Annotated in this window: 11 protein-coding genes; 5 read left to right on the forward strand and 6 right to left on the reverse strand. The window is 35.9% G+C overall.

Annotated features, from left to right (window positions below):
* Nucleotides 1-85: 85 nt before the first annotated feature.
* The 4 genes from MT390_RS01870 to MT390_RS01885 all read right to left on the reverse strand — a co-directional run bounded on the left by MT390_RS01870 (nt 86) and on the right by MT390_RS01885 (nt 7,308).
* A complete protein-coding gene (locus MT390_RS01870; RefSeq protein ID WP_499439268.1) occupies nt 86-1,165 on the reverse strand; it encodes a carbohydrate porin in 1,080 nt (359 codons plus the stop codon).
* 903 nt (nt 1,166-2,068) lie between these two features.
* Nucleotides 2,069-3,850, reverse strand: a complete 1,782-nt coding sequence (locus MT390_RS01875; protein WP_499439270.1) for an alpha-1,3-galactosidase-related protein — start codon at nt 3,848-3,850, stop codon at nt 2,069-2,071.
* 246 nt (nt 3,851-4,096) lie between these two features.
* Nucleotides 4,097-5,830, reverse strand: coding sequence for a solute:sodium symporter family transporter (locus MT390_RS01880; RefSeq protein ID WP_166368742.1), 1,734 nt, complete (start codon nt 5,828-5,830; stop codon nt 4,097-4,099).
* Between the two features lie 14 nt (nt 5,831-5,844).
* Nucleotides 5,845-7,308 carry a sulfatase family protein gene (locus MT390_RS01885; protein WP_499439271.1) on the reverse strand — a complete coding sequence of 488 codons (1,464 nt, stop codon included), beginning with the start codon at nt 7,306-7,308 and terminating at the stop codon, nt 5,845-5,847.
* Nucleotides 7,309-8,358: 1,050 nt separating this feature from the next.
* On the opposite strand from MT390_RS01885, the gene MT390_RS01890 reads away from it, so the two are divergent.
* Both MT390_RS01890 and MT390_RS01895 read left to right on the forward strand, forming a co-directional pair.
* Nucleotides 8,359-8,937, forward strand: a complete 579-nt coding sequence (locus tag MT390_RS01890; RefSeq protein WP_499439272.1) for a hypothetical protein — start codon at nt 8,359-8,361, stop codon at nt 8,935-8,937.
* A 52-nt stretch (nt 8,938-8,989) separates the two neighbouring features.
* Entirely contained in the window at nt 8,990-9,622 is a 633-nt protein-coding gene (locus MT390_RS01895) for a Fic/DOC family protein (protein ID WP_499439274.1), read from the forward strand.
* Here MT390_RS01895 and MT390_RS01900 read toward each other — a convergent pair.
* A complete protein-coding gene (locus MT390_RS01900; RefSeq protein WP_499439276.1) occupies nt 9,600-9,755 on the reverse strand; it encodes a hypothetical protein in 156 nt (51 codons plus the stop codon). The genes MT390_RS01895 and MT390_RS01900 overlap by 23 nt on opposite strands.
* A gap of 76 nt (nt 9,756-9,831) precedes the next feature.
* Here MT390_RS01900 and MT390_RS01905 point away from each other — a divergent pair, with 76 nt between their 5' ends.
* Genes MT390_RS01905 through MT390_RS01915 form a run of 3 tightly spaced genes read left to right on the forward strand, consistent with a single transcriptional unit; the run spans nt 9,832 to nt 15,416 of the window.
* On the forward strand, nt 9,832-12,120 hold the full coding sequence (locus MT390_RS01905) for a hypothetical protein (RefSeq protein ID WP_499439278.1): 2,289 nt from the start codon (nt 9,832-9,834) through the stop codon (nt 12,118-12,120).
* Nucleotides 12,113-15,253, forward strand: coding sequence for a site-specific integrase (locus MT390_RS01910; protein WP_499439279.1), 3,141 nt, complete (start codon nt 12,113-12,115; stop codon nt 15,251-15,253). Before MT390_RS01905 ends, MT390_RS01910 begins: the two co-directional genes overlap by 8 nt.
* Nucleotides 15,243-15,416 carry an NYN domain-containing protein gene (locus MT390_RS01915; RefSeq protein WP_499439281.1) on the forward strand — a complete coding sequence of 58 codons (174 nt, stop codon included), beginning with the start codon at nt 15,243-15,245 and terminating at the stop codon, nt 15,414-15,416. The genes MT390_RS01910 and MT390_RS01915 overlap by 11 nt, the downstream gene beginning before the upstream one ends.
* Nucleotides 15,417-15,598: 182 nt before the next feature.
* On the opposite strand, the gene MT390_RS01920 is transcribed toward MT390_RS01915, so the two are convergent.
* On the reverse strand, nt 15,599-16,636 hold the full coding sequence (locus MT390_RS01920; protein WP_499439282.1) for an IS110 family RNA-guided transposase: 1,038 nt from the start codon (nt 16,634-16,636) through the stop codon (nt 15,599-15,601).
* Nucleotides 16,637-17,195: the final 559 nt, after the last annotated feature.

Raw genomic sequence — 17,195 nt, forward strand, 5'->3', positions numbered from 1 at the left:
AGTGTAATTAATAACTTAAAAGCGATGACTACGCCCATCGCTTTTAGATTTAGTTAAATATCAGACATTCTAAATTTCAGTCCTGTTAAAAATGGTATTTGAGACGAACACGTCCACCAATGGCACTTTCTTTACTATTGTCGCCAATTTTAGTTTGCGTATAACCAGCCCCAAGATATATATCAAAGTTTTCTAGATCCAAAACACTTGGAAATTTATAGGAAGTATAAATTCTTAATTCTTCTGTATCGTTAGCATTTTTGTCCGCATTTCTTGCCCCATATAATGTAGCTATATAAAAATTTTGATACTGAGCACCAACACCCATCGAGAAAGATGTGGCTTCATTATCATTAATACGTTTATCAGATAAATACCCCATACGAGCATTTAGTGCTAGATCATTTGTCACCTTATAAATACCGGTAACCGCTGAACCAAACCATGCATTTCCATCATCTACAACCTTCGAGCTATCATTAAAATCATCTTTAACATTGTCATTAGCCGTAATAAAAGAAGCGACGTCTTTTCCTGCTATATCAGAGCTATCGGTTGCTACAGGGATTTCAAAACCAAATGCCATTGATACTGTGTCTGTATCATAAGTAACGAGTGGTCGGGCAACCATAGTACTACCATCGTCACGAGATTGAGCGGTCAATTCAAATCCAAAATTATCATTTAGTGTTTTAGTAAAAGTAATTTGTGGGTACCCAGTACGACCACGAAATTGTTTTGCACGATAAACCGTTGAGTTCGCGGTTACAAAATAAGTATCTTGCCCCTGATAAGAAAGCGTCGTTGCTTCAAAATGACCTGCTTTAATAGACCAATCATTTACTACACCAAATTGAAGAGTAATCTCATGTGCATTACCATTATTATCATTACCATTTTGTCTCCATATTGGGTGAAGGTTAAACCCGACAAAGTGACCATTTTCTAACGTTCTCTGCCCATCAAAAAGAAACTTTAAACGACCGCCAGAATTGAAAATTTTAGCGTCATTATCCGTTCTTTGCTCTATTTTGTTCACATTCGATTCGTTCGAAAAATCAAACTCGGCATCTACCCCTAAATTTATAGTACCGATAGGCGTTTCATACACAGCCCCTGCATGCGCTGTTGATGCAAAAAGTAAGGCGAGAATACTTGGTGTCAAAAAACTTTTTTTCATACGTTTATGTCCCTATTAATTATCAGAAATCACTAATAAATTTATTTCTGATAATTAATAAAAAAAACATCTGTTTTTTTCATTTACCCAATATTTTTTATAAAATAAAAGGATTCATCTATCGATAAAATTTATCTGTGAGCAATTTCGACTAACCTTATAGGTACAAAAATTCTAATTAATGATGTGTCTCACGTTTTTATTTGGGTCAAATTTTGCTTTGATAAAAGTCTGAGATAGGCCATCTTAGGGATAAAGAATAAATGAGGAAGGTATCAATATAATTAATAGGTCTGCATTGTTTTTAATTTCAAAACATAAATATAACGAGGGAAATACCTCTTTAAAATAGCCTAACTCACTCTATTTTTAATAATTTTTTGATCTCGATAACAAAGACGATTAAATAGCATTTTAAAATTGGCTCAGATATAACACACCTAGATTCCGCATAGTAAGTGCTGCATTCAGAGTCATATCGACGTTCATAAAGAATATTTAGTTGTAATGGTAGTGGAACAGCTATACCTATGAAGATAAAAGAATCAGCCTGCTGTAAAAAAATCTAGGTATAAACGATAGGCTCTAACAAGTAGATCTCCTTCGACTTTGAGTGATGGATAATTTACAGAGTCAGAATTACAGTGAATATTATGCTTATAAAGACCTTTAGATAAACTTAACCTGAACAGGTTTAAACAATGTAATAGAAATGGAAGATGCAGAAGGTACTCAGTCAGAAATGGGTTAAAATTATACATGCATATAAAAAACAACAGATCTGCTTTGAATCATACTCAATGATGTTATTGAAAGATCATGTTATAAATTAGTTTAAAGCTGCAAATACATTTAATCATTTACAGCTTATTGTTATATTTAAGCAGGTTAATTCGTCGAGTAGAAACCCAAGTTTTTATCCACAACAGCTTCGCTCACCTTACTCTGTTTGACTAACAGCTCACTGTTAAAGCCCTCGCTACGATTATTTTTAATTACCGCTTTATTTACAGAGTTAAGATTTATAGAGGGATACTGACTTAGATAGTCACGAGTAATTGTAGATGAAACGATACTATTATTACTAACTAATAAGCTATCAATTGAACTACCGTGTACGAACAGTCCATTAAGACTATTAATTTGATTCTCTATAAAACTCACCTTTCCATGATAGGGTTTTTCACCATATTTTTGGTCTTTGGTTAATTTAACTAATACATATAATGGATAGGCATCTGGATCTGAAAAGCCCACTTTATCGAAAATATTATTATGAATTGTCACATCTTTTGTACCACTCGATTCATACCAGAAGTCATTGTCACCCACCAAAAGTACATTATGCATTTGGTTATAAAAATAATTTCCAGTAATTTCAACCTTACCTTTTGTGGTCAATAAAGCTCCGCGAGCCCTATTTTTTTCTATAATATTATTTTTAAAAACAACATTCGGCTGCCATGTTAAATTTTCAAGCGTCATTTCAAAAGAAGGGATTGGATCCGGTACTTCAGCAAAACGAATTAAAAATACTTTACTGTTAATAATGTTAACTTCTTCCACCGTTGTTTCAAAAAAAGAAGAGATAGTTTCTTTATTAGTAAAAGCAACCTTATCTCCAGGATCAGCAAAAATAATACCTTCCTGTTGAAAATGGCTAATCGAAGCGACGAATGTATTATCTCCGATATAGGAGTCAATATTGACATAAGCACCGTGAACATTAATGCCGTCATCAAGCATGTGATCTAATTTACAATCTTCAACAACAATATCACCTTTACAATTCATAAAGTGCGTGGCATCCGCTCTCGTCGAAACCATACGGTCATTTGGTGGTGTAACAAAATATTGTGATAATTTAATATTTTCAGTTCGCTCAATAATGAGAGACATCCCCCCCGCGGTATGTACCGTTATATTTTCTAAAATAATATTTTTAGAATCTATGATATGAATACCTGGGATATGACGGTTTAAGGTTCTTTCTCCATAAGTGATCCAAACAGCGCCTTCGGGAATGGGTTGTATATTTTCACCTAGTTTTGAGAATTCTACACAATCATTTCCAAGATCAATTGCATGAGGATAATCAACTGTTTCATATAAAGGAGGATTATAAATTGGTGCAGTTGTACTTTTATCAAAGGCAATGTTTTGACCAACATGAACCCATTGCTCAAAACGTTTAAATAATATTTTGTTATTTTCAATTTTATAAGGATAACGCTGTGCATTTATTTTAGCGATAAAACTCTTTTTTTCAGGATCAGAGGTGACAATCTCTAACTCTGAGTGGAATGGCATAATAAAATCTATTTTCACATTTTTAATAGTGAAATTTTTTGATTTATCAACAGCAAAAGGAATGACTTCATCATAAAAAAGAAATAATGAATCATCGCCATCGATAGATAAACTATTCATATTATTAATTAAAAATGCGATACGTTTTAGACCATCATCATGATTCGCAATGTTTTTATATGCTTCCATCGCGTGTTTTTTATAGAATTGATAGACCCCTTTAGGAAAAAACAACTTAATGTCGTCCATCCCCTTTATTTTAAATAATAATTGACTCAATTTTAATGTGATGTCGGTGTTCGGTACAATTCCATGGTTAGATACATCTATTATTTTTTGTTTCATTTCTTTAGCGCACATAAACCTGTCCTATTTTATAGCAAAGAAAATAATGAAGTATTCGATGGTTGCTACGTAAAAATTTCACTAACAAGACGTGGCTTTAATAGATAGTTGTTATCACTTTAAGACTCAACGTAGGTAGGTTAAATTTCAACAAGCAGAACGAAACGTTTTTTACTTCCTTTACTCTTATTCTTTGTTCATAAAAAAACACTCTATGCCTTCGTTTTAATAACAAATACATAGAGTGTTAATAAATCTAACCTAGCTTAAGACCTCTACCTCAGCTTGCTTCTTTGCATGATGTTTAGCTAAAAGGGCTTTAACTAATATGTTCAATACAAAAACAGAGATGATTGATCCAACTAAAATAGTGATAAGGTTTCGAGCAATATTTTCAGGCTCAGTAACAATACCCGCAGAAGAAGCCATGACATAAGTAGCGACCATTAACACAAAGGTCATAACGCAAGCGATACGTATATGTTTCCAGTGAGTTAAATCGACAACATCTACTATAGGTAATAATACTTTGTTTGATGTATCAGGATTTCTTATGGTCATGAACCATGTAATGGCAAGACTTAATCCGAATAAGATAGCTGCTTTATGAAGGAAATGTAGATGCCAACCAGTATAAATATAATTTAAGAATAATGAGAAAACAACATAGGCAATGGCACCTGTAATCGTTGATTTAGCAGTCGCACGTTTGGAAACCATACCTACAACAACAATCAATAGTATTGGTAAATGAAGCGAAGCATTAAATTTTTGCACAAACATGTACATTCCAGCATCTGCATATTGAATCAATGGTGCAAGACAAGCAGCCATGACGGCAATAACAGCGCCAAACTTTTTACCAACTGAAATACATTTCATATCAGAGTTAGATTTACTAAATGGTTTATAAATATTCAGAGCAAAAATAGTAGAACATGTATTTATAATTGAATTAAACGTAGAAACAACTGCACCAAATAATACCGCACCAAAAATACCAACCAAATAATCAGGCATGAGACGATTAATCAATAGTGGATAAGCTTCATCGGCTTTAATACCTTCTGTGCCATAAAGATGAAAAGCAATAATACCTGGTATTAACAAAATGCCGATACTCAGAATTTTTACCACTCCCGCCATCAGGATGCCTTTCTGCCCTTCAGCTAAATTCTTAGCACCTAGAGCACGCTGTATAATCAACTGATTGGCACAAGCAAAATAAAGATTGATCAAAATCATACCAGTAAATATGGCAGAAAAAGGCACTGTTACTTTCGGAGCAGAAACTGCATTTAACATTTGAGGATTATCGACAACTAATCGATGAACGCCTTCAGATATACTACCGCCACCTAAAGCGTTTAATCCCAAAACTAGCACTAAAATACTACCGAAGAAGAACCCAATGCCATTAATTGTATCCGAGATAACGACCGCTTTCAGACCACCAAAAATCGCATAAATACTGCCAATAATAGTAATAAAAGCAATCGTTCCTATTAGTGCTGCATTATCTGAAAGGTTAAGTAGGCCAGAAATATCAAAGACTTTACTTAAACCAATTGCCCCCGCGTAGAGAACAGCAGGAAGTAGAATGAAAACTAATCCCACCAGAATACAATACGACATAAAATTACGAGCGCCGCTACCAAACCTTTGTTCGACTAATTCAGGCAGAGTGGTTATTCCTCGGCTTAAAAAATAAGGTAAGAAAACGACAGCCATTATTATCAAGCCAAGAGCAGCTGTTACAGCCCACCCCATATTAGAAAGGCCAACTGCGAATCCTTGTCCATTAAGTCCAATTAATTGCTCTGCTGACCAATTAGTTAGCAGTATTGAAGTACCTATTTGTAAACCAGTTAGGCCTCGCCCTCCCAAAAAGTAACCTGTAGATGTTGTTAAATCTTCTTGTTTTGTTGCTCGCCAAGATATGTAAGCCACAAGTGCGGTAAATGCTACAAATGAAATTATTGTCCAACTGTTCATATTAATATCCTCTGTTATTCATACGCATATGCAGGACCAAACTCGGCAAGTCCAACCATTATGTAGGGGTTTAAACATTTATCATTTACCGACTCGGCAAAAGACCACAATTCGCGATATAAAGATTTTTTTATGTCTTTATATTTATCATCCGTCGCTAAATTAACTAACTCATCAGGATCAATTTCCAAATTGTAAAGTTCATCATAATCAAAAGAGTTATAAACCAGTTTCCATTTATCATTGAATACCGCACGTTGTATGCCATAAATCTCATTGCCATTAGTCTGGGTAAATGAATATTCACGCCATGGTTCTGGCTTCTTATCGTAAATAAAGGGTAATAAACTTTGCCCCGTTAATGTCGATGTATCTTCATTAACAAGTTCTAAAAATGTAGGAGCAAAATCAGCTAATGAAACAGGCGCATCAATGGTGCGATTAGGATTTTTTAATCCATTTTTCCAACTAATCACTGCTGGGATATGATACGCACCTTTAAAGGCAGGCAAACCCTTACACCATAGGCCATGCTCACCGTTGTAATCCCCGTGATCACTTGTAAATAAAATAAGAGTATCGTCGAAATCACTACGTTTTTTAAGCTGGTCGAGCACTAATCCAAAAAGATAATCCTCATAGGTGCAAAACGCCATATAGTGGATAATGGCATCCTTTTTTTCTTCTATTGATAATTGATTAAATGCTTTCTGAGTTCGCTGATACAGGTGAGGTTTATCATGAAGATCATCAAAATGAATATCCGTCAGTTCAATATCAACATCTTTATACATATCTAAAAATTTTTGAGGTACAAAATATGGGTCATGAGGCCCGAGAGTGCCTAAATAATATAACCAAGGATTACCATCTTCTTGTATTTCATTAAGTTTTTCTATTGCTGCATTGACGACATCAAAATCATTAAATGGGTTATCTTTCGAACCATAGTGATTGTAATTAGGATAGCCTGCGCGTTTTATTTGCCCCACTTTTCTCGGAGTGTCTACGTCTTCATCTCGTGTTTTAGCGAGTTTTTTATAAACTTCCCAACCCGAGCTCATATGTTTAGTCGCTTCGTCGGGTTTTGTTCTTTTATTTGAAGTAACGTAAACTTCTTCAAACCCATGATCTTCAGGGCCAGTTTCATAACTAACATGCCATTTACCTGAATACCCCATTCGATAACCTTGTTCTTTAAGGTTTTCTGAAAACAATGGTATCCCAGGGGTTAATCTATCGGATAATGCGTTTTGCACACATACATTATTCCATACGCCGTGCTCAGTTGGATATTTTCCCGTAAAAAAGGTAGCTCGCGACGGGCAACAATGTGGTGATGGACAATGCGTATTTTTAAAATTCACACCACTTTTCATCAGAGATCGTACATTTGGCATTTCAATTAACGGATTAGTTAATGAATCACCTCTTTGCTGATCTGTCATGAAAATAAATATGTTAGGTTTCTTTGTCATTGGTATAACCTTTTTAATAAAATGAAAGGGTTTAATGATCGAATAACTGTTTATCGAATACTTATTTCGACTCACCATATAGCAACAAACATCATAATTAGTGACGGAAATCGCATTTTATTTGAGCAATATTCTGGAGTTATTAAAATAGGATGTAGTACCGCTTAGGGATAAAGAATAACTGAGGAAGGTATAACTAAAATTAATGGGTTACTATTTTATAAGTCTATAATCTAGGCTAAGGGTTGAACTCCCATACCTTTCTAAATCACTATGATTAACTCTTTTTAACAAATAATTTGTCACACCGTGACCACTTAAAGACCGCTGAGCTTGACTCTATAATTTGGCCGAACTTACTGCCGAGTGGTCTGATGTGAGAGCTTACATTCGTTATTAAGTGAAATGTTCGATACTTGGCATTAATGCTTGTTAGTGGTTGAATAACTTCTCAATTTATCTGTCACAACTTTTAATGACCAGCTTCCCCGTCATTTTAATAATCGTTTAAAGATATGAGTTAGTTATTAAATTGGTAATACCGAAACAGCTACGTGGGTGGAGTGAAGTGCTATAGAAATATAATGTGAACATTTAGAAGTTGAGGTTGGAGAACTTTATGAGCTTCAAAGCAAAAAATTAGAAGTAAAGCCAGAGGAATAGAAACGAGAAAATGGATTACTATCAACACCATTAAAAAATAGACTTTGGCATCGAATGGTCACCATTTTTTTCAGAAAGCAGAAACAAAAAAACCAAGCATAAGAGCTTGGTTTTAAAGTTACTTTCTATAAAGAAACTTGGAGCGGGCAGCGGGAATCGAACCCGCATTATCAGCTTGGAAGGCTTACCCCCTAGTTTTTGTTTTCAGTACAAAAACACCAAGAAAAACAATAACTTCATTAAAAACATCGGATTAGAGATAACTTAAAAGAAAATAATTAACACCATTTAACATCACAAAACACCTATTAATACGGTAGTTTCTTTGTATTTGGTCACAACAGATCGTATAGTATTTATACTAAAAAGGTAATTTGAGTAGTGCTAATGGTCAAAATTCTAGGTGCGAATAAGAAGAAAAATTTTACTTTTGAGATTCATAAAGATGCAACTATTGCATTTGAGTTTTTCATTTCAATAGAAAAATTGTTCAATATTGAAAAGCTCCCAACCTCATCAACTGATTTTTTTACCAAGTCGATGACCCTACATGCAATCCAAAGTGACACCTCTATTCAAATAATTTCAGGTTTCGAGCACACCGCTTTTGATCTAACTAAAACTGACTTTTCCTCCACCAACATTCTCATTTATTCTCCTAACTTATCTGGATATGAGATATCTGAATTAGCTTGGTCTGGGATCATTGAAAAAATTCATTCGTCAATTGATATGAAATCACTCGGCCACTTCATGAATCAAACCAATGAAAAAATGCCAGAACATTTCATAAGAACACTTTATGGCGCAGGTCATTTGTCTGAGCCTAAATTAGCAGAATTAGCTTCAATATGTCGTGGCACTATTGCGAATCAGAGAACTGTAATTAGAGAAAAAAATAAAGGGAATAAAGTCATTAGTAAAGATGACATTTTAAATGAAATGAGAGCAGAGCTACTTTTATAACATCCAAGCTTATTAATCATTAGACCGATAAATGATTCACAAAGGATTGCAGATGACTAAGAAATACGACGTAAATTCATCAGAAGGTGAATTTCAAGCTGGATCTGATTCTAAGGTTCTAAAAAATTTACTAGGTATTATTTCTGAGCTTGAAATAAATGACGCTGAAAGTGTTTTACTTGTTCAGCTATACCAGCACTTATTTGATGATGTTATACATTCACCAGATTCATTAACGATCGCAGATATTCAAGAGTGGCACCGAAAATGGCTGGGCAATATTTATGGATGGGCAGGCACAACACGATCTGTAAATATGCGCAAAGGAAACTTTGATTTTGCAGCCGCTAGACAAATCCCTGCACTTTTAGATAACTTTGAAAAATCACTACTCAATAAATTTAAGGGCTTGCCGAACATAGATGAAGAGTCATTAATTCATTTTTTAGCTAAAGTGCATGTGGAATTTATTTTGATCCACCCTTTCAGAGAAGGTAACGGGAGAATTTCTCGATTACTACTGGATGTGATTGCACATAAGGCTGGCTTTGCACTTTTGAACTACGACCTGTGGGATGAAAATAAAGACTTTTATTTTAAAGCTATCCAAGCGGGTGTTGCTGGTGATTACCAACATATGGAGAGATTAATAACTGACGTGCTTATGCCAAAGTCAGCCAGTTGAACTTACTTTCTTTATTTTTCAACTTCTTCTCGAGCTCGCGAATAGATTCACCGGTTTCAATTGCGGTAGAGCTAGCAACGGTACGGTAGATTTGATTTTTTAAATCCATATTTTCTTTTTTACGCTTAATCATTTGTTTTATCCAAATTAAGTTTTCAACAATATTAGCACTTCTAACTAAAAATATACCATAAGCATGGGGATTATCAATGACAGAAGATGACGTTAAAGCAAGATTTGAAAAAGAGAATATTGAAATATTCTTTATGACCCTGTTTCCAGTTTCATTTAAAAAAGACGCCCTCTCTTGTATTTCGCAAGAAGTAATTCGACTAACTCAACTACTTGCCCCCGCTTTAAAAAGAAGTTTTGATGAGGATATTCTACTGCAAGCAAAGTTAAAAGAATATTCACAACATCCGCCCTGCACAAAAGAAGCGTTATTGGAAGAATGTAAAGGCAACCTAGACATTTACTATCTCCCCGCAATGCTAGCCTCTGTTCCCATCAGGGCTTCTTATGACTTAGAACAATTCGATCAATACAAAGCACTAATGTTATCTGTTGCGATTAAACTAATTTTTATGGGGAGTACTCCGGGGCTTATCGAACGCGCCTGTAATGAAATAAGGTTTTATGCAAAAGGGAAAAGAGAAAACCTTGCCCCACACTTGCCGCGACTTAACAAAGTGGGTAATCGTTACCTACCAGATCTGATTACTGATTTTGAAGATAAACGAGAGAGTTTACCTAACAGTGACTTATCGAAAAAATTCACTCAAGCTATTGATGCTCAATTAGCCCATTATCACACTCCCCTAAGTAAATGCTCTGAAGATAAAAAGGGAATAGAAAGAAGCGCAGGGACTCGAGAATTCACTAGCCGACATGCAATGCTTGAAATGACGTATGAAGATGCTGAACTAGAGGGCGAAAGCAACATTGACGTAAAGGTGTTCTCAAGCCAGAAAAAGGTGACAGAGAAATGGGAAAAAGAAGAAAACATAGGTAATGATAAAGAGTTCGTCATCGTTACTGTAAAAGAGCCAGCAACTCATCATTCGCACTCTCATTATGGCAATCAGGCCGTGAAAGCAAAGGCGATTTCAGATCATATAATCCAGAATAAAATATCCTCCTCCTGCAATATAAATCAAGCAACAGAGTTTGAGATACACCAACTATTAGCTTATTGTGAAAATCATTATTACTCTTCAGCTGAAGAGCAAAAACCAGTTGTAAAGTGCCTCATACTGATGCTGTTTTTGGGTAATAGCCATCCGCAAATTATTGACACAAAATTTAACCTTAAAAACGGAAATAGTATGCTCACCCGAAAGCATGTAATTCCATCTCAAAAGCAACGTCCTGAAGTTGCACTTTATTTACCAGATGTCAGTAAATATTTTGATATTATATTTCCACGCTATCTAAAAGATGCAAAGCTTTTAAAGCAAGTCAGCAAGGAAGACCTTTCAGCTATTTTGTCTCTTATTAATAAGCAACACCACACGCACTTAACATTAAATAAAATTAGCGGATTTCTAAGCCATCACCAAAAACAGGTAGGCATTGATCCCGTATTAACACAGCTAATATCAGATCCTGATGTACAAAAATTACCAGCCCTTTCATATACCCATATTGATATTGAAAACCTGAGTAACGCCTTTAATAACTTTGTTGATTACCTTTATAAAATAGCACCTACACTTTCTATTTCTCGTCCCACTATCTCAATGAAAAAGTTGCCAAAGATAAAAGGAGTGAGTGATAACAGGCAGCTAGGCTCTACCCTAGATGTGTCTGAAGATATCCTTTCTAGCTTAATGAATAAGTTAATTACACGTATCAATAAAAGCACAACAAACAAGAACTACTGGTTTATAGCTGACCACCATGATTTGATCACATCCTATACACAAATGGTGCTGGGATTATCGTCTGGTTATCGACCAGTAACAGGATGGCTAGGTAAGAAGTCTGATTTAAACCTTTTTTCTGGTGAGTATTACATTGCAGATAAGGATTCATTAGCGATAGGATCAGGCCGTATTGTTATTATTCCGCCACTGACAGTAAAAATAGTTGAACAATATTTAGCGTTCGTATCACAGGCTGCACGCTACTTTAAGAATACAAACCCGCAATTAAGTAAACGCTACCAAAAAATCTTAAATAGCCGAGAGCATCTATTTTTCTACCGCAATACCCAAGCCCCTGAAAAATTATTCGAAGAATCAACGCCAGAAACGATTATTCTACAATTTGATTACTTCCCACTACCGCCTAACTGGCATCGTCATCAATTAAGGACGCTTTTACATAAGAGCAAAGTTGCACCTGATTTAATGGATGCGTGGATGGGTCACACAGGCATTAGCCAAACTGCTTTCTCACAATTTAGCAGCATTGGCATTGAAGACTTGCGAGAAATATCCCTCCTTGTTGGGAACTTACTACAGCGAATTGCCGTTAAGGAAGTCGCATATGTCTAAGGGAATTGGCGTTAAAGCTAGGAAGAAAAACAGAAATGATGAGATACGCCGTGTATTAGCCAAAGCGAGTAAAATCGTTGATGACTTCCTACCTGTTGAGCGTCCGCTTCAACAAGTTGAATTCCTGCCTCAATGGGAAAAAATGGAAGAGATGCTTCGTAAAACATTTGGTGAGGCGCGTGACTTTAAGCTCGCATTTAATCGCGCTGTTAATACGGTTGAAAATTATCGGAAAAAACATAATTGGCAAGTAAGCGCACCAGCTTATTTATTCACAGCTAAACCAGAGAAACAAACGAAAAATAGTAACTGGATACGCACAGCTTGGGCATTTGAACAAGAATACCGTGGTTGGTATGAGAATTTTATAGCGCAACCACCAGCAGAAAGAACCATTGATCAACACTTTCAAGCATTAGTACTTTCGTTCATGTGTCACTCCGGTCATTGCAGTTACCCGCTAATTGTTGCGTTTTCAAAACAACTTTTATCTCCTTTAAACATCGTTAATGCAGGAGGCCTTCCGCTAATTACATTAAGCTATAAAGCACCTGGCTTTAATACAAACGTATACGATGAGGTAGGGAATAGCACAACACAAAGTCAGTGCTATTTATCACCTTTTACATTAGGGCTGATCAAACAATGGCAATCATTAAACATAAAAAGCAGGAAGCCTCCTACATCTCACTTAGCCCTTTATAATCAACTCACATTCGGTATGGATAGGGGGTTAGAATATTTCCCTGCTTCACTAAATAAGCTATGTAAAGTGGCAGCCTATATTGTAGAGCGAACTGAAGGCGTTAACATTAATCAAGCGCTGTCTGAATATGTATCAGGACGTACAAAGTCTTATTCTTTGCCATTGAATAACCTTGCAAGAATTGGCACCACGTTAGTCGTTCAAGGAGGGTTTAAGCCAAACGCCAACACAAGTGATACACCAGCCTACGTATCTACTGCTATTCATCATTCTCAAAAGACAAATAGCGATCTATTTCACCGACTTAAGGTCGCCTTAAAAAAAGCAGAGCCAAAACAAAAACGTTCAGAAAAAACACTTAAAAATGCGCTATTAAGTATTGCAAAGTTGCCCCTACCAATTGAACAGCAAGCACTATTGCAATGGTTTACTTATAAGTTAGACACAACATGTGGGCCCAAAACAATTGCAAACTACCACTCATTATTAACTCGTCGTTGGCTATTTGCATTTGAAGGCGAAAATATTGAAGGCATATCTCACAGCCAAATAGCTGAAATATACAGGGAGATAATTGAAAATTCCCCTACAGAAAAAGTAAAACAAAGCCTAACAAAGCGCATTAGTGACTTGCACGGGTTTTGTGTATCACAATTTGAGTTTCCCGCGTTACTTGAGCCTATTAACAATAATGCTAAACAATCTAATCATACCCGCGCAGGATTTATTGATGAGGTACTTTTCAAGGCTACCTTGCAAGAAATAGATAACTTGAACAACTTAAGTAATGACAATAAAGACACATTAAAATGCATTGCCATTCTCAGCTTCCGTTGCAACCTGCGTATTGGTGAAATAAGAAAATTAACACTCAGTTTCATTGAAAAGTCAGAGGTTGGCTGGATGCAAATTCGCAGCAATAAAATTGCTAATAATAAGAAGCCAGCCTCCTTAAGAAAGGTACCACTGTACCCACTGCTGACAGAGAGTGAAAATACGCTTGTTCGAGATTGCATTGCACGCAAACGCATCTTATCAATGGCCGATGATAATATTGCTTTTACGTTAGGTAGCGATATTTACACGCCTTTTGATGAACTTTATGTTTCAAGTACCATTTCCGGCATCTTGCGCCACCTATCACAACTAGATTTTTTGGTGTTTCATCACCTAAGGCATAGTTGCATTAGTCGCATACAGCTAATGGTCGAAGTTGATGATGCTTATGCCCTACTCCCAAATGCAGTACCTTACTCAAAAGAGCAAAGCCAAGCAATTACACAACTTATCTGCGGTCAATCATTACGCAATAAGTACTATGGAATTGCGCGTTTTGATGGTCATGCGACACCGGTAACTTGCTTTAGTAATTACTTTCACTTTTGTGATTGGATTGTTGCCCATAAGCTATCTAAATCAACGCATAGCATTACACCACAGGAGAATCGAGCTTTTGGTTTAACAAGTCGCCGCCACTTTACTGATTTGCAAACAGCGCACTCAAGTACAGTACGAATCGAGCATTGCTATGATGAATTGAACGTAAAGCTCAAAATAGATAGATTGGAGCCTAAGTTGCTTGACGCGACAGAGTTTAAAGCTAAACAGCAAGAAGAGGCTCAAAACAAGCATGTAAGCATCATGCTCTGCTACGATATTCTCAAAAAAATAGAAGAAGGCTATGCGCCTGAGCTATTAGCGATTGAATTTAATATCAAGATTCAGATGATTCAACGCTGGATAGACAACGCTAAGCATATTCAAAAAATAAAGACGAGAAGAAGTAATCCTGCACCTCGACACTCTCGCCCTTCATCATTACTTCAAGGAAAACCACCAAGCAGTAAAGAACTCGCTTTTCTAGATAAGATAATCATCAACATGCGTACTAAATTCAAAGAAAATAACGATGATAACAAAAACAAAGAACGCATTATCAATATGCTAAAACATGCATTACGTAACCAGTGTATGAATCAATCAGGCATTAATTTCAATTGGCCGGAAGACTTGGAGTATTTTTTAAACGCATTTGAAAATATCGTTCCTAAAAGCTATTGGCGCGTTGTCACTTACACTATCGAACAAAGCGCAGTGCTTGATGAATGGGAAGTCGCTTATAAAAATATTAAAACTAGAAAGGGTAAAAAAGCAAAATCAACAGGTGCGACGGGTAGAGGCCATGTACGATTAGAACTTATTCATCCTGATGAATCTTCGATTAAAGCAATTAGTAAAGAAAACCAAGCTAAAAAAACAAGGGAATTTGAGCAACTCAATTCATTAGGAACCCTAGATATTAAACAAGCAAAGCCACAAAAACCTAGAAAAAAATACTCGTCAAACAGCCTTAGTTTTTTAATTCACATGATGGGTATTATGATGATAAACAAACCTAAAAATGATGGAGTGATAGATGAAGGATAAAAATAAAATTGCAGTATTTATTGACGCCGATAATGCTCCAGCTGATAAATTTTACCAAGTGCTTTCTGAGCTGGCTCGTTCAGGGGTAGTTAACATCCGAAAGGCCTATGGGTATTGGGTATTGTCAACTTATGTGGACTCCCCCTTGTCAACAACAAAGTGAATAATCGAAGAATTTAATGCGAACTTATGTACGAGCTCTAAATAGAGTAGCGAACCCTGGCTCTAGGATATTTTCGCGAGCATATTATCAATATCTTATCGACGAGTTCAAGACTCTTAGTTGACAACTGATTTAATATGCTGATTTTTATCTTCGTTATTGCATTTTATTGTGGGACCTTTTTAAACAGCTAATAACTCTGCTTTATACTCTGTTCCTTGGCTTAGCATTGCAAAAGCCGTTCTAACTGTTTTATTTGCCAAGGCAACCGCTGCACATTTTTTACCTTTGCGTTCGATTAACCCCATGAGCCAACATTCTTTTTTTGTTTTAGGTGTTCTTTTGGCGAGGTGAGTAACAACTGCCATCGCACCTACAATTAATTGGCTACGTAATCTACCATGCTTAACTCGACTGCCAATGGCACCAAGCTTAATGATGCCACCCGATGAATATTGCTTTGGCGTTAAACCTATGCAAGCGGATGCATCTTTGCCTCGCTTGAAAGTGCCTATATCACCACACCCAAGTGCAACATATAAATTGATGGCATTAATCGGGCCAACGCCTTCTATTCGTAACAATCGCTTACAATCTTCGTGTTGCTCAATGGAATGCGCTAATTGTTTATTATATTGTTCAATAATTTCTGATTGTGCAATGAGGTGAGCATAAGCTGCATTGATGGTAGCCCTGAATTCACAAGTGAAACCATTATCAAAATCTTCAAGTAGATTTGCTATCGCAGATTTAATACCACCGTTTCTGCTTGAGCAATGAATATTGAATTCAGCAAGTAAAGCAACTAATTGATTCCGCAATGCAGTTTGGTGTTTAATTGCTAGCTCCCTGAGTTTCAAGATAGTTTGAAGCTGCTGTTGCTTGTGCGTTTTGCCATTAATAAAACCAATCTCAGCCAATTGTGATGCTTGTATAATTGCAAGCGCATCATTTTTATCTATTTTTTGGTTTTGTCTTATCGTCGATACCAATTGAGCTGAAATCAATAACGCTTTATGGCCCGCTTCAATTGCTTTTTGTTTCCAATAATTAGAGCCACTACACGCCTCATAGATAATAGTTACAGGCTTTTGTTGAAATAACCAAAGTAAAAATTCATCAGATGTCATTTCGATATTCGAATGCACTTTTTTATTTGTATAAATACAAACTTGAATGACTCTTTTTGCTAAATCAACACCAACTATTGTATTATCCATTGAGGACTCCTTTAATATTTTGCGTGGTAACAATGATATTACTCTACACGCTAACGAAGATGTAGAGGGAGTCCAATTATCTTATCGATGATAGATAGTTAAAGGCTATAAAATTATCCTTAATCTAGTTTGGGACGCAACTCACCTGCATCCATTCAGAAAATGAGCAATAGTGCTTCGCTGCATTAAATGACGGCCAAAACGAAATAGGTTATTTACTACCCCTAGCAACTTAAAAACGTTGGGCTTGGCCCTGTGATTTGAATTTCCGCATCTGTCGTTATTGCTATCGAGTAGGCTGATGTGAGAGTTCACCCTAATTATTTTCATACTGAACAGTTGAGTGCTCTACACTTGTTATTAATCATTTTTTAGAAGCAGAATAGCTTGCTAGTATATCCGTTAGAACCTATATCGGTTTTCCAAAAGTAATGTAATACCCAGGGTAAGATTACGAGTGTTTAAAAAAGCTTCAGGACTTTTTTCAGCATAGCTTATTCTAATATTGCTTATAGTATCGGATTTCAAAATATGAGTAATTTTATAAAGTTTTTAAAAA

Origin of the sequence: Vibrio sp. 2-Bac 85 (assembly GCF_037546705.1) — a bacterium.
Classification (GTDB): domain Bacteria; phylum Pseudomonadota; class Gammaproteobacteria; order Enterobacterales; family Psychromonadaceae; genus Psychromonas.